Below are 17,831 nucleotides of genomic sequence, written 5' to 3'. Positions count from 1 at the left end.
CTTGTTTACCTACTCCTTAAATAATTGCTTATAATGAAGGATTCTTTTTTAAGATTTCCTTTAACTCATCAATGAAAACATTTATGTCTTTAAACTGGCGATATACGGAAGCGAATCTTACATAGGCAACCTCATCAATCTCAGCAAGCTTGTCCATGACCTTTTCGCCAACTTCCTCTGATTTAACTTCAGAGTTACCTGTTCTTCTTAGTTCCTTTTCAATATAAAACACAACTTCCTCTAATTGGTCAAGTGCAACAGGTCTCTTCTCACATGCACGTATTAGCCCTCGCAATATTTTCTCTCGGCTGAATTCTTCACGAGATCCATCTTTCTTTACGACAATTAAAGGAGTTTCCTCTACCTTTTCAAAGGTCGTGAAGCGAAACCCACAATCCTCACACTCTCTCCTTCTTCTAATTGCCTTATTATCATCTATCGGTCTGGAATCGACCACTTTAGTGCCATTAAATTGGCATGCTGGGCATTTCATAGAACCTCTCCTAAACGTTTGCTTTAATTTTGTATACCTATTATAACAACTTTTCCTCATAAAATCGAAAAAGCAGAGGAATAAATTCCTCTGCTCACTCAGTTTTGTTCATGTTTCATTACACTTGAACTGTCATGCGTTCTTTGGGTGCCTTGACTGGACCCATTCCACGTGGCATTTCGAGCGTTTCGCGTGTTCCAGCATTAAGAGCATCTGCAATATAGTTAGCCGCGATTGATGGATCTAAATCACCACAAGTATACACATCAATGCTTGCATAACCGTGCTCTGGAAAGCTGTGAATCGTTAGATGCGACTCGGAAATTATAACGACTCCACTTACACCTTGTGGTGCAAATTTGTGAAATGCAACTTCTCTAACTTCTGCACCTGATTTTAGTGCAGCATCAACAAATGTTTGTTCGATAAATTGCATATCGTTAAGTTTGTCGAAATCGCACTCCCATAGTTCTGCAATAATGTGACGTCCCATTGTCTCCAATGTCCGTTTCCCCCTTTGATAAGTTTTATTTTTAACATCAAAGTTGACTACCACGGGGGAAAGTTAGTCCTAAGAGGTCCTAACCCTTTAAGTAGTCTATGTACTAGAAGTACACGATTTCCATTATAAAACATTTTAACTAATAGTGCAATATAAAAAAACCTCTTTCTAGTAATACTAGAAAGAGGTAGGTATTATGTTAATATTAGGAAAAAATATTCATTAGTAAAGCATAATGTCAGACTCAATTAAATTAAGTAATAAGTTATTCCGATATTACAATCCACTTGCAACTTTTTTAGCTAAGTCTACCACTCTTGCAGAATAACCCCATTCATTATCATACCAAGCAAGTACTTTAACTTTTGTTTTACCCATTACCATAGTAGTCAGTCCATCTACAGTACTAGAATTAGTAGTTGTATTGAAATCAATCGAAACCAATGGCTCATGCGTAATTCCCAAAATGCCCTTCATAGAGCCCTCTGCTGCTTTTTGGAACGCAGCATTTACTTCTTCCGCTGTCACTTCTTGTTGAACATCCACAACTAAATCTACTAAAGAAACATTAGGAGTAGGAACGCGTAAAGCCATTCCATGAATCTTTCCTTCTAGCTCTGGCAATACAAGTGAAAGGGCTTTCGCTGCACCGGTCGAAGTAGGAATAATAGATTGCCCACATGAACGCGCACGTCTTAAATCTTTATGGGGATTATCTAAATTATTTTGGTCATTTGTATAGGCATGAACTGTAGTCATTAAACCGTTTTCAATACCAAAGGCATCGTTCAATACTTTTACTACTGGTGCCAAACAATTAGTTGTACAGCTTGCATTTGAGATGATTTGGTGATTTACTACGTCTAGCTTTTCATCGTTTACACCAATGACAATCGTTGCGTCCTCATTTTTGGCAGGCGCTGTAATAACAACCTTCTTAGCCCCAGCTTTTATATGACCAGAAGCTTTTTCTCCATCATTAAATTTACCAGTAGATTCAATTACGATATCTACATTCAATTCTTTCCATGGAAGCTTTTCTGGCTCACGCTCGTTGACGATCTGTACATGTTTACCATTTACGATTAGAGCATTATCCCCAATCTCAATTTCTCCAGAGAAAGTTCCATGTGTAGAATCATATCTTATTAGGTGAGCTAAAGTTTCTAATGGGTATCTAGCATTAATAGCTACTACATTAAGTTCCTCTTGTACGATCGCTTGGCGAAATACCATTCTTCCGATTCTTCCAAAACCATTGATTGCAATTGAAGCTGACATATAATAAGTCCTCCTATAACGTGTGATACTTTTTCTTTTATATTCATGCATTAGTATAACACAATTTTAGAATTATGTAGCCTTAAAATACCCTGTTTTTAAATTCGTTATTTTCAAATAATTATTACTTCCAAGCTCTAAGAATTTTTTCTAGCTGCTCCCTAGTTGACTCCAAAGTGCCGTTATTATAAATGACAGCATCTGCGCCTTTCTCCTTAATAGACAAAGGCAACTGAGATTGAATTCTTGCTTTTGCTTCCTCTTTGGAATAATTATTTCTAGCCATTAGCCTGTTCAGTTGAGTTTCTTCTGACACAGTAACGACAATAATTTTATCCACGTAAGATTGTAGCTTACTTTCAAAAAGCAATGGGATATCCATTATAATAACCGGATGACCTGCTAGTAACATTTCCTCTTTTTGTCTCATCATTTCCGCTCGAATGGCTGGATGCATAATATCATTCAGCTGCTTTCTTTGGGCGGGTGAAGAAAAAATTATTTCACCTAGCTTCGGACGATTTAGTTCACCATCCGCATTAAGTATCTCGTCTCCAAAAACCTCCGTTATTGCCTGAAGAGCATCTGCTCCTTTTTCCACAACGATTCTTGCTACAAGATCTGCATCAATAATGGGATATCCCATTTCCTTCAGCATATTTGACACCGTACTTTTGCCGCTAGCGATACTTCCAGTCAATCCAATGATCATGATGAATCCTCCGTTACTTTTGGCACGAACCACAATAGGTAGATGTTCGGCCAGCTATTGTTTTTTGCTTGGTAGCTTTCCCACAGATTGGGCAGCTTTTTTTGCTATACATTTGTAATCTATGCTGCATCGTTCCTGCTCCACCATTAATAGAACGATAATCTGAAATAGTACTTCCACCATTTTCAATGCTGTCTAACAGTACTTTCACTATTTCCTGAAACAGTTGAATTTTTCTTGCTTTACTTATTCTTTTTACTGTCCGTGCAGGATGTATTCTAAGATTAAATAATGCCTCTGTGGCATATATGTTGCCACAGCCTGAAACGACATGACCATCCATGATGAATTCCTTGATAGCTTTGTTTTCATAGCGCGGCAAGAGACTCATCTGTAGAAAATGCTCTAATGCTCCATCGTCAAAAGGCTCGGGAGCCATCAAAAGTAAAGGTGGGTAGTCTGCTTCACTTTCTAGCAGACGTAGCTCGCCAAAGCGACGTATGTCCGCATATACAAGCATATCTCCTTCTTCAAAATGAAGAGTAACATGACTATGCTTTTTAAACTTTTCCTCTAAGATGTCATCCAAGGTCCTTACATAGAACCAAGCACCTGACATGCCCAAATGCGAAACGAGTAGAAATGGTTCTCCGTTTTGGTTTTTCAAATGAAAATAAATATATTTCGAGCGCCGTTCAATTCGAGCGATCACCATACCAGGAAGAGCAGCCTGGAATGACTCCACGTCTGCTCCCTTGATAATAGCTTCCTTTCCGACTTGCTTTGATTTTATGATGGTTGGAGAAACATCCACTGATTGAATCAATTTACCTGTGACAACAGGCTGAAGTCCTCGAACAACGCCTTCCACCTCTGGTAATTCTGGCATACATAAAACTCCTTACTTTGTATCGTACCAAGATGATCCAAACGCATACTCCACTTTAAGAGGAACGTTTAGCTCAATCGCAGACTCCATTACCTCAGGAACGATCTTCTCGAGCAGTGCAATCTCTTCTGGAGGAGCCTCGAATATTAGCTCATCATGTACTTGAAGAAGCATCTTGGTTTGCATGTTTTCTTTTTTAAGTCTTGCCGCCATATCAATCATCGCTTTTTTAATGATATCTGCTGCGCTTCCTTGTATAGGTGTATTCATAGCTGTGCGTTCAGCGAAGCTTCTCAAATTAAAATTAGAGCTAGTTATTTCCGGCAAATATCTTCTGCGATTCAAAATGGTCGTAACGAAGCCTTTTTGCTTAGCTGTTTGAATACTGTCATCCATATATTCCTTTACTCCAGGGAAGCTTTTCAAATACTTCTCGATAAAAATAGCAGCTTCTTTACGAGTAATATCTAAGCTTTGAGATAGACCGTAATCACTAATTCCATAAACGATACCAAAGTTAACTGCTTTTGCTGCTCGGCGCATATTAGAATCAACAGCGTCAGCCTCGACATGGAATACATCCATAGCTGTTTTAGTATGGATGTCCATATTATTCTTAAAGGCTTCCATCAGGTTTGCATCCTCTGCCATATGGGCAAGCACTCGTAGCTCTATTTGAGAATAATCGGCTGCAAACATAACCCATTCAGGATTACTTGGTACAAACGCTTTACGAATTTTTCTACCTTCCTCAAGACGGATTGGAATGTTTTGTAGGTTAGGGTTGATAGAGCTTAAACGTCCAGTTGTTGTAAGCGCCTGCTGATACCTAGTATGAATTTTCCCATCATCCTCATGGATCTCTTTTAAAAGTCCTTCGATATAGGTTGAATTTAACTTTCCTAATTGACGGTACATTAAAATTTGTTCAATGATTTCATGCTCACTAGCTAGTTTCTCTAATACATCAGCTGCTGTAGAATAGCCAGTCTTTGTTTTCTTAATAGGTGGCAGCCCAAGCTTTTCAAAAAGAATGACGCCAAGCTGCTTTGGTGAGTTAATATTAAAGGCTTCTCCTGCTAAAGCATGGATATCCCCTTCAATTTGCTTTAGCTTGATTTCTAAATCATGGCCCATTTCAACAAGTACTTGCTTATCCACCTTTACTCCATCTGATTCCATTGTCCCTAGAATAGATGCTAGTGGTAATTCCAGCTCCTTGTATAGCTTAAATTGTTCATTTTCTTTTAATTTCTTTTCAAGTATAGGTTTTAAATGCCATAAAGCCAGTGCCTTTCTAGTGGCATGCTCCGCAAGCTTCTCTTGCTCGGGAACAGACTTTTTGGCTCCTTTTCCGTAAATCTGCTCATTGCTTAACACGTTGTAATAACCATATTCTTTACCGATCGTTGCCACATCATCTGCTGACAAGGATGCATTATCTATATAGGCTGCCAGTGTTAGGTCAAACTCCACCCCAGCAATGCTTACTCCATGTTTTCTGCTTACTGCTTGCGTTGCTTTTGAATCCACCACATATTTTGTTTTGGACTCATCCTCTAGCCAAGCACAAAATTCTTTTGATTGGAAAGCTGTTTCTCCAGGGATAAAATAAGATGTTTCCCCATCTGACAACGCAATGCCCAATAAATCCGCTCTATGGTACTGTTCATCATATAGTTCTAAGTGCAGAGACATTTCATCTACTAAGAAACTAGAGTTCACGTTCTCTACAATTTCAAAAGTCGTTTCCGTGGTAGAATGCTCCTCTGCCACATACTCCGTTTTTTCCAATAAAGTTTTAAAGGATAGCTCCTTCCATATGGAAATGACGTCATCCATGTTTGGACCACTATAAGTGATATCCTCAAGTGACACATCGATAGGAGCGTTTATTTCAATAGTTGCAAGCTCCTTGCTCATTTTCGCCTGTTCCTCATTGGCTATAAGCTTTTCCTTTAGCTTAGCACCACTAACTGAATCGAGTGCTTGATATAGTTGCTCAACAGATCCATGCTCTTTTAAAAGTTTAATGGCTGTTTTTTCACCAACGCCTGGAACTCCCGGGATATTATCAGAGGAATCCCCCATTAATCCCTTCATATCGATGATTTGAAGTGGTGTAAGTCCGTATTTTTCTTGAACGTGCTCGGGTGTATATTTCTCTATGTCTGTAATTCCTTTTCTCGTAATATACACAGTAGTCGAATCTGTAGCTAGCTGAGTTAAATCCTTGTCTCCTGACACAATGACAACCTGCTGTCCCTTCTTTTCAGCCTGTCGACTTAGCGTCCCTATAATATCATCTGCCTCATACATTTCCAGCTCATATCGTTTAATACCATAAGCATCTATAAGCTTGCGTAAATATGGAAATTGCTCTGAAAGCTCGGGTGGAGTTTTCTGTCTCCCTCCCTTATATTCTTCAAAAGTTGAATGGCGGAAGGTAGTTTTCCCTGCATCAAATGCCACGAGCATATGTGTAGGATTCTCTTCATCCATTATTTTTTGAAGCATCATCGTAAAGCCGTAAACAGCATTTGTATGTATTCCATGTTCATTTGTTAATAAAGGAAGGGCAAAGAATGCACGATAAGCTAAACTATTCCCATCTAATAATAGAATTTTTTCAGATGACATGAATCATTCACTCCTTAGTTATATTGTTTTACATTTACTAGTATTTAAAATATTTTTTATTGGCGATGTTAAAGGTTAGGGTTGATTTATAATCCAAAGAAATCTTAGATCAGAGAGTAGAATTGATTTCCGCCCCAGCCGGACGCTTTCCTCGGGGTGAGCGATAAGCCACCACCCATCGCTAGCGCGCGTGGTTGTGGTGTCTTATCTGTCTCACTCATCCCGTAGGAGTCGCCGTCTGGCGCTCCAATCAATAAATGGGAACAGCTTTAGCATTGATCGCTAAAAAATTTACTCGCATAAATAAAGCAGAAAAACTGTCACCAATCCCAATTTCATCATCTATTTATGTTCTTAATAGCCATTTGAAAGTTCCTGTGCGCATGTTTATAGTCACAATAAAAAAATTGTTATTCTAAATCAACCAATAACTTTAACAAAGCTTTTTTATTAAATAAAATAAAATCGTCATTCCCTATATCTTACCACGACAGTAAGGGGAATGACGATTCATATACTATTCTAAGTATCCAGAAAGGATATTGGCATAAGGTGAATCGGACGGAATAACAATCATCGTATCTTCACCGATAGTCTTCTTATAGGATTCTAACGTTCTATATAAAGAATAGAATTCAGGGTCCTTTGAAAAGCTCGTATTATAAATTCTTGCAGCCTCCGCATCCCCTTCAGCTCTTAGAAGAGCAGCTTCTTTTTTAGCTTCTGCTATCATTTTCGTAACTGTACTATCCGTTTCCGCTTCAATTCTTCTCTTATCAGCATCACCAGTAGACAAAAACTTTTGAGCAACACTTTCACGATCGGAAATCATCTCGTTATATACAGACTGCTCATTTTCTTCTGGCAGGTCGGTTCTTTTAATACGGACATCTACTACTTCTATTCCATATTTATCTTTAGATAGAAGTTCATTTACTTCTTTAGTAATCTGGTCATTTAAACTACCACGCGATGAATTTTCATCATTAATGATTTCACTATAATTTAATTGACCAAGCTCTGAACGCACTACTGAATAAATAAATTCCTCCATACGCGAGCTTGCATTCACTATGTTACCTGCATTAGAAATCATGTCCTTTGGATTGACTACTCTCCAAACTGCATAATTATCGATAATTATACGTCGCTTATCCATTGTATTGATCTCTGCCTCAGATAAATTATGATTCATTTGGTATTTTGGTATGGTCGTTACACTTTGTATAAATGGTATTTTCATATGCAGGCCAGGAGAATCTTTAATACTTTTAATCTCACCGAACTGACGAATAACTCTATATTCCCCCTCCTTGACTACATATATATTAGCGAGGGCAATTACTGCAAGTACAAAGACTACAAAAATTGAAATGAACGATTTAGTATGCTTTTTATAATCAATGGGAGTCTTTTCTTTTTTAGGTTTGTTAGGCACAGCTTTAAACTTAGACTCTAAATTTGCAAAAGGGTTATTGTTATCTGACATTATTGTCCACTCCCTTCTTCAGGCTTTTTCTCAGTAGTAGTGCTAGGCGGTGGTGCACTTTGTTTAGAGGACTCTATTTGTTGAAGTGGTAAATACTTCATCGTCCCACCTTCATCATTCATTATATAAATTTTAGCATTAGGCAAAACAGCTTCCAATGTTTCCATCACTAATCGCTGTCTAGTGATTTCCTTATTATTTCGATATTCGGCATATAGCTTATCAAATAAGGCAACATCTCCTCTTGCCTGTTCAATACGTGCTGTTTGGTAGCCTATAGCCTCTGATTTAATAGCATCCACTTCACCTTCAGCTACACTAACCTTTTCATTTACATATTTTTCTGCCTGGTTTACTTTTGTATTTTTAGTTTCTTCCGCATCCGTTACCGCTGTAAACGCAGCCCTAACTTCTGCATTCGGAAGCTCTACGTCTTGTAGCTTTACCGTCAACACAGTAATACCAATTTCATATTTATTAATCAATGAAGCAAGCAACTCATTTGTATCTGCTTCAATTTGAGCCTTACCTGAAGTTAAAGCATCATCAATTTTCGAATTTCCGATTACTGAACGAATAGATGCTGAGGTTGCATCATGTAACATTTCCTTTGGATTTTCAGAATTAAACAAGTACGCTTTAGGATCTGTGATTTTATACTGAACAACCAAGTCTGTTAAAACGATATTGTCGTCTCCAGTAATCATTTTAGTATCCTTGTCATAAGAAGTGATTTCCCCATTCGCGTCTTGCTTATAACCAAACTGTAAACTGAAGGTTTCTTTTGATAGCTTTTCTACCTTCTGTATTGGCCAAGGAAACTTAAATTTCAACCCTGATTCTGTTATTGGATCGCTTGCATCTCCAAATGTAATCACTATTGCTTGTTCGGATTCATCTACTGTATACCAAGATGTAAATACTGCGGATAGAAGAACAATGCCAACAATAGATACAGCGATAATAGTTAACAATCTTTTTGTACTCATATTTTTCCCCCTTCTCTATGTATAGTTACTTTACGGACCTGATGAAGGAAAGTTTCAAAAATTTCAAAACTGACTATTTCTTTTTGGCTCGGCTTAGATAAGGGGTGTTTTTGTAGAGCGGTATTAGAAATAATTAGGTTAAGTTAAAGAAGGAATAATCCATTATGGATGGAATTTAATATATAGTAAAATTTTTTAAACAATCAAGGGGATCATATGGAATCTAAATTAATTATTATTAGAGGAAACTCTGGGAGTGGAAAAACTACAACTGCCAAAATACTTCAAAACCATTTGGGAAGTGGGACGCTTTTAGTTTCTCAGGATGATGTTCGACGAAATATGCTGAACATTCATGATCAAAAAGGCAATCTCTCGGTGGATTTGATACAGCACATCACTGAATACGGTAAAGATAAATGTGAATTTGTTATATTAGAAGGAATCTTGAGTAAAAAAAGGTATGGTGAAATGCTTCATAACCTAATAGATTTTTACAATGGGAAAGCATATATCTATTATTTTGATATACCATTTGAGGAAACAGTAAAACGCCATAACATACGTTCGAAAAAGTCGAAATTTGGGGAAGATTCGTTACGAAATTGGTGGACTCCGAACGATTCACTTGGAACGGATGGCGAGACAATACTAACGACCGGTATGTCTCAAGACTCGGTGATGAAATCAATTTTAAATCATTTGCAAAAATAATTAGAGATGATTTGCTACAGTTCATGTATGGATATATTGAGAGATAAGCCATATATCATTTCAAAAGTTGTTGTGCCTATATAGATCAATAGTTAATCTAAACCGTGTAGAGACATTATATAGTGACAAATTTTATTTGTAGGGTGATAAATATGATCGGAATAAGCATTGCAACGAAGTGGGAATACGAAGCGACCTTGGAATACTTTAGCATAAAAAATAACGAACGTTTCAGTTACCCATACGGTGATTATTTCATAAGAACAATTAAATCAAATTTAGAAATCATATACTGATTGCCACCAACACCATTTACTTTTCTTACACCTGTACTATAAAAAACAAGTTCAGTATCTTTAACTAAAGTGATCGTTGCCGGAACATGCGCAGGAATAGATGAGAGGTACAGTAATTTGGATATTTTTGTACCCAATAAAGCCGTTCAATATGATTGTACAGTAAAAGAAATTGAGCCATTTATTAAACAATCCTTCATAGTCGATATTGATTTATCTAGATATGGAGGAGATGATTTTTATACAGGAACAATTGGCACTGCTGATAAAGCAGTAGTTATGTGGGAGGACTATTTAGAACTTAAAGAAAACGAAATAACAATAGCCGATACAGAAGCGAGTGCAATTGCTTATATCTGTAAGAAGAATGATGTTGAATGTATTATTATTAAAGGAATATCTGATTTTCCAACAGATGAAAGTAACACTGATAAACTCCAATCGAACATAGAACAAATTAATGTTTATTTAGAAAACACACCCAAGGTTATGAACAAAATATTTGGAAACTATTTAAAAAGATTTATTTAAATAAATTTCAAGTTTCTTAAAACTTCTTTGCAAGGGAAACGTATTTAAATAAATTGGCAGGTTAGTTTGGAGGGAGATTTATGCTCTATGATAACATCAGTCAGTTCTTAATAAACTTATTCATTTGGTGGGGTTTCCTACTCATCTTTCAAAGATTGAACAATCGATATCCCAAAAATAACACTTGGAAAAAGGATATTTTAGCAACTTTCGCACAAAGCATGGTAATCTTACTTGTTTTGTTTCCTGTTTTATCTTTCATTTTATAATCGTGTGTTAGATATACTTTGATAATTTTGGTGAAGTTGCTTGTTCAAATGAGGAGCATTTTAATAGATGAAATTAAAGTAAGCTTAAAGATAATGTTTGTAGCAAGCAATTTATAATCTTTTCTTTTGGGACACCCCTCCTATGATTGTAGCGGCAGGCAGCGACTCCTGTGGGATGAGTGAGACAGATAAGACATCACAACCACGCGCGTTAGCGATGGGTGATGGCTTATCGCTCACCCCACGGAAAGCGTCCGCCTAGAGCGGAAATCTGCCTCACTACCTCCTACTTTTCATTTAAACCTAGTACTAGACTGAAATCCATAGCCATAATTAAAAGGCCAGCAATAAATGCTAGCCTTTTAAAGTATTTCATTTGGAAAAGGGGGTCTACCTAAACTCTATCAAAGCAATGTAAATGGCATGTGAATTTCTTGTAAAAATTTACTTACCACTGATTATTTTTGTACTTTTTATAATAATTCACCTGACGAGCCATCAAATATAACTTACGTTTGAAATGCTTGTCCCCTTTATAAAACAACGGGTTACCCCACTTACCTTCCCCTAACAGCAAACGAATTTCCTGCTGGATAGATAGATTATCCACAAATTTCTTCAACACTATTTTAGGAACAACCGTAAATAGGTAATGTTCATTTAATAGCGTCAAAGGCTTTTCTTTGTTATAAATAACGTCATCCACAATATATCGTGCCATGTTATGTCCCAGTGCAGTTACATAATAGCTTGATCTACCTTGTCTAATATTTACTTCAAAAACTTTATATTTTCCGTCTCGCTCATCGTATTTTAAGTCGAAGTTAGCAAAGCCAACGTATCCAACTGCCTCTAAGAAGTGTTGAAGTTTTTTCATTAACTCTTCATCGTAACGAGTAATAAGAGCAGTATAATTTCCTATTGCAGTCACTGTATGCTCTTGTAAAACTACTTGAGCAAGTGTACTTAGCTGTGCCTGCCCTTTTGAGCTAACATAAAATACAGAATCCCACATGTAAGTATCGTCTCCAGGAATATAATCCTGGATGATCAAATCTTCCTTATAGCCGCTCTCATTTACTTTGCGAATAACTTCATCTAATTCTTGCTGAGACTCTACTCGATATACTTTTTGTTGACCAGCAAATTTATGCTTATAATATTCTACGCCGTTACTAGGCTTAATGATTAACGGGAAAAGCACCTCTTCAGTAAAAGGTTGTTTTTTAGAGCATGAGTAGAAATATGTTTTAGGTGTGTCGATTCCATGCTCTTCACAAAGCTTATAAAAGTTCGATTTTACTAAAAGGTTGTTCATAAGATCCTCGGTCATATAGTTAAACACATACATTTCTTTTAAAACGTCTGCATTCTCAATGATTAAACGAACATAAAAATCATTTGTGCCGATTAATAGTAACTGCTTATCTGCTGTTTTATATTTTTTTGCTACTTCTGTCAAAACGGATACGAAAGCAGATTGGTCCCATAAGTTTGAGTGTATTTCAATATGTTCAATGACACTGCTTAATTTAGTGAAGGACATTTCTTCTTTACCTACTAAAATTGGTTTAATACCATACTCCTCGTGAAAGGAAATGGACATATTGTATGCGTTCATATCTGTCCCAATTATAATAGGGATAAAGGGTTGATTATTCATGATGGACCTCCATTAACTTTTCGTGAGTGGAATATACACAGTAAAAGCTGTACCTTTTCCAATCTCACTTTCAACTTTTATTAAACCATGATGAGCTTCTACGATATGCTTGACGATTGCCAAGCCTAATCCTGTACCACCTGAATTACGACTTCTTGCACGGTCCACTCGATAAAAACGTTCAAATATGCGTTCTACCTCTTCTTCCTTAATACCAATTCCTTGGTCCTTAATTGTAAAGTAACCATATTTTTTGTCTTTTCCTATATTCACCGTGATGAAGGTATTTTCGGATGAGTAGGTAATAGCATTGGTCAATAAATTCATCATAATTTGCATAATTCGGTTGGAATCTCCCAGTACCTCTACCTTCTCATCTAAGGTTAGAGTTAATTCCATATTTTTTTCTTCCAATAAATGATTAGTCATTTCCATGCTTTGCATGAGTACATCATATAGTCTTACTTTACTTAACTTAATTTCATACCCTGCTTGTTCTACTGTTGATAGGTCTAATAAATCATTAATAAGCATTTGAAGACGATTGCTTTCCTTGTATATGATTTCTAAAAATGATAATAACGTATCTTCTTTTTTATAGGCACCATATAAAAGGGTTTCAGAAAATCCTTTAATGGAAGTCACAGGAGTTTTTAATTCGTGTGAAACATTCGCAACAAAGTCTTTTCTTACCTGCTCCAGTTTGATCAATTCAGTGACATCATGAAATACTACGACAATCCCAAGCCATCTTCCATGCTCCCCAATTACAGGGGCACCGTATGCTACGAGGTGGTATGTACTTAAATTACGCTGTATTTCAATTTGTTCCTTGCTTAGCATTTCCGTCAAAAACAGCTTTTCTATAAACGTTTCTATTTGTTCGGGTAATCCAATTTTACGAAATTGTTTTCCGTCTACTTGTTCAAAGCTTAGCTGCAACTGGTTAAGAAACGAGCGATTGACTATACTCACTACTCCGCTGCGGTCTATCATGATTAATCCGCTTCCCATATTCTCAATGAGCGTTTTTAATCGTTCTTTTTCGGTTTCACGCATGATAGATATATCCTGAAGATTTCTAGCTAATATATTAATCGAATTTGTAAGCTTGGACATTCCTGAAAAACCATCCTCAAAAGCTCGTATTCGATAATTTCCTCTAGCTAGCTCCATTGCAGTTTCCGTTAAGTGCTCAACTGGCTGCGAGTATCTTTTCATTATATTAAAGCTAATGATTAAAGCAATTAGATAAGCTAATATAAGGATAAACGCTAATGCAATCCATAAATTCATTTGAATAAAATTCACATCTTCTTCTAACAAAGAAGCATTTAAATGATTAATGATTTCTTGTCTTTCCTCGGAAGTGATATTTGTTGTACTTATATAACTTTCGATATCCTCAATTTTCCCATCAATACTCGTACTAGTAGTACGCTCGATAAAAATAGGAAATATTTGAGCCAATACTAAACCGACTCCAAGTAGAATTAGTCCGATTAAAATAGAATAAATACGAAATATTCTATTGTGAAAACTCATATTGACTTTGGCTCCTCAAACTTGTATCCAAGCCCTCTAATGGTTTTAATATACATAGGCTTACGGCTATTTTCTTCAATTTTATCTCTAAGATGACTAATGTGAACATCTACAATCCTAGTATCACCCGCAAAATCGTAATTCCATACTGAGCTTAACAGCTGATCACGAGTTAACACTCTATTTTTGTTTTCAATTAAATACACTAGCAGCTCAAATTCTTTTGGGGTAAATTCTAAGGGCTGGTCATTCAAAAGAACTTCAAAGCGATCAGGAAATATTTTTAAACCGCCAAAGGTATAGTTGTCATCCGCATTTTTCTTTTGATGCTCGGATGTTAATACACTTCTACGAATCATCGCCTTTACTCTCGCAGTAACCTCTCGAGGGCTAAATGGCTTTGTCATATAGTCATCTGCTCCTAGTTCGAGTCCAAGTACTTTATCAAACTCTTCCCCTTTGGCTGTCAGCATGATTATTGGTGTTTGTATCTTTCTTAGCCTTAGCTCCTTACACACTTCCATACCATCTAGATACGGTAACATCCAGTCCAGAACGATTACATCTGGCTTTTCCTCCACAGCATAATTCAAGCCTTCACGCCCATCAGCAGCAGTAATAACTTGAAAACCAGCTTCCTCTAAATTATATTTCAATAAAGTTACAATCGAACTTTCATCATCTACTACTAATACTTTTTTCATTATCCTAGCCTCCATAGTCGATTTGAAACCCCCATTCCAAATCAGCCAACTAAACCGATACTTATTATAGTATGTTAAGGTTGTAAAGTGGGAGGAGCTACAAGAAACTTACCTTGTAAAACTGTTTCCTTTTCCTCGTTACGGCCTTCAACTTCTATACTAACTTCATTTTTATGTACATTAATATCGGTAATTACAAACGTAAATGTTATTAAGGAATAATGGTACGCAGGTACAGGAAACGTAATCTCTTGCCTATAAACATGAGAACCTGGACCAGGAAGATATTTGGATATTGCAGAAGTTACAATACCAGTCAACATAATCGTAGGTACAATTGGTTTTTCATATTCTGTTTTGGAAGCAAAATCATGTTGAATATAAAGAGGATTGTTATCATTTGTCAATCCTAAGTATAGTAGTATATCTTTATCCTCGATTTTCTCTGTGATAGACAGTTTTTCCCCGATGATTAAATCTTGTATACTCTTTCCGATTCTAGACATTCTCCCTAGCAATTATGTTTCAACTCCCTACATTTAAGTTACCTATATCTTATCAATAATTATTAGAGGAACGCAACAAACGATACTACTATATTCACGTATGGCTGAATACACTCTTTTCAACAGACGTTCCTCTGAAGGAAATGTTGCATTAGGTTTCGTCCATTAAACAAAAAGTGTTTCTTATTAATTGAGAATGCGCCATTTGTTAAACTGACTAAGTTTAACTGCATAACAAAAAATGAGTGAGAAATTAATCTCACTCATTAGATCAGACTATTAAGCTAAAACCTTCATTACTGCTTTTACTGCATCAGCAGATTTACTTAACAGATTTTTTTCTTCTTCCGTCAGATCAAGTTCTATAATCTTCTCAATGCCACCTGCTCCTAGAACGGTTGGAACTCCAAGGTAAATACCTTCCATACCATATTCCCCTTCTAAGTATGCAATGGATGGAAGAACACGTTTTTGATCCTTTAGGATAGCCTCTGCCATTTCTACAAGTGAAGCAGCCGGTGCATAGTATGCAGAACCATTGCCTAAAAGGTTAACAATTTCTGCTCCACCTTTACGAGTTCGATCCACAATAGCCTCCAGGCGATCTTTATCCATTAGTTTTTCTAAAGGTATGCCGCCAGCATATGAGTATCTTACAAGTGGAACCATGTCATCGCCATGACCTCCAAGAACAAAACCAGTTACGTCTTTAACAGATAGGTTTAATTCCTGTGCAACAAATGTACGGAAACGGGCAGTATCTAAAACTCCCGATTGACCGATCACTCTTTCCTTCGGTAGACCGGATTCCTTAAAGACAGTGTATGTCATTGCGTCAACTGGGTTGGTTAATACTAAAATCGTTGTGTTTGGAGAATATTTTATAATTTCTCCAGTAACAGCCTTCATTACTTTTTGGTTTGTCTGAACTAAATCGTCACGGCTCATGCCAGGCTTACGTGCAATACCTGCAGTAATAATTACTAAATCCGAATTCTTCGTATCCTCGTAATTAGAAGTACCAATGATATTAGCATCGAATCCTTGAACTGGTCCAGCTTCCGCCATATCCAAAGCTTTGCCTTTAGTAGGGTTTTCAGCTTGTGGTATATCCACTAATACGATATCTCCCAACTCTTTTTGTGCCAATAGGAACGCTGTAGTAGCACCTGTAAACCCGCTACCGATAACTGAGATTTTATTACGTTTCATTGTCATGTCGTAACTCTCCTTTTGTCCAAAATTGGAAAAGAGAGGAATTAATCCTCTCTCTCGTTAAACCAAATTTCATAACTTCCGATTAAAGATTTTTAATCAATTCGTCAGCAAACTCTGAACATTTAACTTCTTTAGCGCCATCCATTAGACGAGCAAAGTCGTAAGTTACTACTTTAGATTCAATTGTTTTTTCCATGGAATCCATGATAAGTTTAGCAGCTTCGTTCCAGCCAAGGTGTTCAAGCATTAATACACCTGAAAGGATTACTGAAGATGGGTTAACTTTATCTAAACCAGCATATTTTGGAGCTGTACCGTGAGTAGCTTCAAAAATAGCATGTCCAGTTACGTAGTTGATGTTAGCTCCAGGAGCGATACCGATACCACCAACTTGTGCAGCAAGTGCATCAGAGATATAATCTCCATTTAAGTTCATAGTAGCAACTACATCGAACTCTTTTGGACGAGTTAAGATTTGTTGTAAGAAGATATCAGCGATTGAATCCTTAACTAGGATCTTACCAGCTGCAATTGCATCCGATTGAGCTTTGTCAGCTGCTTCAGTACCTTGTTCTTCTTTAATTTGATCGTATTGGTTCCAAGTGAATACTTTGTCACCAAATTCTTGTTCAGCCACTTCATAGCCCCAAGTTTTGAAAGCTCCTTCAGTGAACTTCATGATATTTCCTTTGTGTACTAATGTTAAAGAAGTACGACCTTCTTTAATAATGTAGTTTAATGCAGCACGCACTAAACGTTTAGTACCTTCTTCAGAAATTGGTTTAATACCGATACCTGAAGTTTCTGGGAAACGGATGTTTTTAACACCGAATTCTGTTTGTAAGAACTCGATTAGTTTTTTAGCATTGTCTGTACCTTTTGCATATTCAATACCAGCATAGATATCTTCTGTGTTTTCACGGAAAATAACCATATCAGTGTCTTCAGGACGTTTAACTGGAGATGGTACACCAGTGAAATAACGAACTGGACGTAGGCAAGTGTATAGGTCTAATTCTTGACGTAGAGCTACGTTTAATGAACGAATTCCTCCACCGATTGGTGTTGTTAAAGGTCCTTTAATAGCGATTAAGTACTCATTGATTACGTCTAAAGTTTCTTGTGGTAACCATTCACCAGTTTGGTCGAATGCTTTTTGTCCTGCAAGTACTTCTTTCCATTCAATTTTCTTTTCGCCGTTATAAGCTTTTTCTACTGCAGATTCTAATACGCGTGAAGCTGCTGCCCAGATATCAGGACCTGTTCCGTCACCTTCGATAAATGGAATGATTGCTGTGTTTGGTACGTTAAGTACACCGTTTTCTACTGTAATTTTACCAGATGTCATTATTATTTCCTCCTACTATCATAATCATAGGGCCAATAACAC

15 protein-coding genes and 2 pseudogenes are annotated in these 17,831 nt (G+C 36.8%); 3 read left to right on the top strand and 14 right to left on the bottom strand.

From position 1 onward, the window contains the following. Positions 1-28: 28 nt before the first annotated feature. The 8 genes from nrdR to hflK all read right to left on the bottom strand — a co-directional run bounded on the left by nrdR (position 29) and on the right by hflK (position 8,995). A complete protein-coding gene (nrdR, locus tag M3627_RS06575) occupies positions 29-493 on the bottom strand; it encodes a transcriptional regulator NrdR (protein WP_169360301.1) in 465 nt (154 codons plus the stop codon). 118 nt (positions 494-611) lie between these two features. Next, positions 612-995 carry an adenosylmethionine decarboxylase gene (speD, locus tag M3627_RS06570; RefSeq protein ID WP_169360302.1) on the bottom strand — a complete coding sequence of 128 codons (384 nt, stop codon included), beginning with the start codon at positions 993-995 and terminating at the stop codon, positions 612-614. A 276-nt stretch (positions 996-1,271) separates the two neighbouring features. Continuing rightward, on the bottom strand, positions 1,272-2,276 hold the full coding sequence (locus tag M3627_RS06565; RefSeq protein WP_169360303.1) for a glyceraldehyde-3-phosphate dehydrogenase: 1,005 nt from the start codon (positions 2,274-2,276) through the stop codon (positions 1,272-1,274). Between the two features lie 124 nt (positions 2,277-2,400). Then, positions 2,401-2,988 carry a dephospho-CoA kinase gene (gene coaE / locus M3627_RS06560; protein WP_251553371.1) on the bottom strand — a complete coding sequence of 196 codons (588 nt, stop codon included), beginning with the start codon at positions 2,986-2,988 and terminating at the stop codon, positions 2,401-2,403. Positions 2,989-3,001: 13 nt separating this feature from the next. Next, positions 3,002-3,877, bottom strand: coding sequence for a bifunctional DNA-formamidopyrimidine glycosylase/DNA-(apurinic or apyrimidinic site) lyase (gene mutM / locus M3627_RS06555; protein WP_251553370.1), 876 nt, complete (start codon positions 3,875-3,877; stop codon positions 3,002-3,004). Positions 3,878-3,889: 12 nt separating this feature from the next. Further along, positions 3,890-6,517 (bottom strand): DNA polymerase I, encoded by a 2,628-nt coding sequence (gene polA / locus M3627_RS06550; protein WP_251553369.1) that lies wholly within the window; start codon positions 6,515-6,517, stop codon positions 3,890-3,892. A gap of 517 nt (positions 6,518-7,034) precedes the next feature. Further along, complete coding sequence (gene hflC / locus M3627_RS06545) at positions 7,035-8,006, bottom strand: protease modulator HflC (protein ID WP_251553368.1); 972 nt, start codon at positions 8,004-8,006, stop codon at positions 7,035-7,037. Further along, positions 8,006-8,995, bottom strand: coding sequence for an FtsH protease activity modulator HflK (gene hflK, locus M3627_RS06540; RefSeq protein ID WP_251553367.1), 990 nt, complete (start codon positions 8,993-8,995; stop codon positions 8,006-8,008). Before hflK ends, hflC begins: the two co-directional genes overlap by 1 nt. A 216-nt stretch (positions 8,996-9,211) precedes the next feature. Here hflK and M3627_RS06535 point away from each other — a divergent pair, with 216 nt between their 5' ends. From M3627_RS06535 to M3627_RS06530, 3 genes and pseudogenes are all read left to right on the top strand, one after another. After that, positions 9,212-9,709, top strand: coding sequence for a kinase (locus M3627_RS06535; protein ID WP_251553366.1), 498 nt, complete (start codon positions 9,212-9,214; stop codon positions 9,707-9,709). Between the two features lie 152 nt (positions 9,710-9,861). After that, positions 9,862-9,982 (top strand): annotated as a pseudogene (locus M3627_RS21180) (5'-methylthioadenosine/S-adenosylhomocysteine nucleosidase family protein); the annotation flags it as partial. An 80-nt stretch (positions 9,983-10,062) separates the two neighbouring features. Further along, a pseudogene (locus tag M3627_RS06530) lies at positions 10,063-10,536 on the top strand (5'-methylthioadenosine/S-adenosylhomocysteine nucleosidase family protein); the annotation flags it as partial. 717 nt (positions 10,537-11,253) lie between these two features. Here M3627_RS06530 and M3627_RS06525 read toward each other — a convergent pair. From M3627_RS06525 to icd, 6 genes are all read right to left on the bottom strand, one after another. After that, a complete protein-coding gene (locus M3627_RS06525) occupies positions 11,254-12,468 on the bottom strand; it encodes a carboxylate--amine ligase (protein ID WP_169360311.1) in 1,215 nt (404 codons plus the stop codon). Between the two features lie 12 nt (positions 12,469-12,480). Next, the gene (gene pnpS / locus M3627_RS06520; RefSeq protein ID WP_251553364.1) at positions 12,481-14,013 is read right to left on the bottom strand and encodes a two-component system histidine kinase PnpS; all 1,533 of its coding nucleotides are present in this window, start codon (positions 14,011-14,013) and stop codon (positions 12,481-12,483) included. Beyond that, positions 14,010-14,720 (bottom strand): response regulator transcription factor, encoded by a 711-nt coding sequence (locus tag M3627_RS06515; protein ID WP_169360330.1) that lies wholly within the window; start codon positions 14,718-14,720, stop codon positions 14,010-14,012. Before M3627_RS06515 ends, pnpS begins: the two co-directional genes overlap by 4 nt. A 71-nt stretch (positions 14,721-14,791) precedes the next feature. Further along, positions 14,792-15,223: a MaoC/PaaZ C-terminal domain-containing protein gene (locus M3627_RS06510; protein WP_169360313.1), complete on the bottom strand. Its 432-nt coding sequence runs from the start codon at positions 15,221-15,223 to the stop codon at positions 14,792-14,794. 279 nt (positions 15,224-15,502) lie between these two features. Continuing rightward, a complete protein-coding gene (gene mdh / locus M3627_RS06505; RefSeq protein ID WP_169360314.1) occupies positions 15,503-16,441 on the bottom strand; it encodes a malate dehydrogenase in 939 nt (312 codons plus the stop codon). Between the two features lie 82 nt (positions 16,442-16,523). After that, entirely contained in the window at positions 16,524-17,789 is a 1,266-nt protein-coding gene (gene icd, locus M3627_RS06500; RefSeq protein ID WP_251553363.1) for an NADP-dependent isocitrate dehydrogenase, read from the bottom strand. Positions 17,790-17,831 lie beyond the last annotated feature (42 nt).

The organism is Psychrobacillus sp. MER TA 171 (assembly GCF_023713305.1).
Lineage (GTDB): Bacteria > Bacillota > Bacilli > Bacillales_A > Planococcaceae > Psychrobacillus.
This window is presented reverse-complemented; position numbering and strand designations above follow the sequence as displayed.

Bases quoted from the DNA above. Each gene is read 5' to 3' on its own strand.
- M3627_RS06525 (WP_169360311.1), bottom strand. From the start codon at position 12,468: ATGAATAATCAACCCTTTATCCCTATTATAATTGGGACAGATATGAAC.
- pnpS (WP_251553364.1), bottom strand. From the start codon at position 14,013: ATGAGTTTTCACAATAGAATATTTCGTATTTATTCTATTTTAATCGGA.
- polA (WP_251553369.1), bottom strand. From the start codon at position 6,517: ATGTCATCTGAAAAAATTCTATTATTAGATGGGAATAGTTTAGCTTAT.
- coaE (WP_251553371.1), bottom strand. From the start codon at position 2,988: ATGATCATTGGATTGACTGGAAGTATCGCTAGCGGCAAAAGTACGGTG.
- icd (WP_251553363.1), bottom strand. From the start codon at position 17,789: ATGACATCTGGTAAAATTACAGTAGAAAACGGTGTACTTAACGTACCA.
- M3627_RS06510 (WP_169360313.1), bottom strand. From the start codon at position 15,223: ATGTCTAGAATCGGAAAGAGTATACAAGATTTAATCATCGGGGAAAAA.
- hflC (WP_251553368.1), bottom strand. From the start codon at position 8,006: ATGTCAGATAACAATAACCCTTTTGCAAATTTAGAGTCTAAGTTTAAA.
- M3627_RS06535 (WP_251553366.1), top strand. From the start codon at position 9,212: ATGGAATCTAAATTAATTATTATTAGAGGAAACTCTGGGAGTGGAAAA.
- mutM (WP_251553370.1), bottom strand. From the start codon at position 3,877: ATGCCAGAATTACCAGAGGTGGAAGGCGTTGTTCGAGGACTTCAGCCT.
- nrdR (WP_169360301.1), bottom strand. From the start codon at position 493: ATGAAATGCCCAGCATGCCAATTTAATGGCACTAAAGTGGTCGATTCC.
- mdh (WP_169360314.1), bottom strand. From the start codon at position 16,441: ATGACAATGAAACGTAATAAAATCTCAGTTATCGGTAGCGGGTTTACA.
- M3627_RS06565 (WP_169360303.1), bottom strand. From the start codon at position 2,276: ATGTCAGCTTCAATTGCAATCAATGGTTTTGGAAGAATCGGAAGAATG.
- hflK (WP_251553367.1), bottom strand. From the start codon at position 8,995: ATGAGTACAAAAAGATTGTTAACTATTATCGCTGTATCTATTGTTGGC.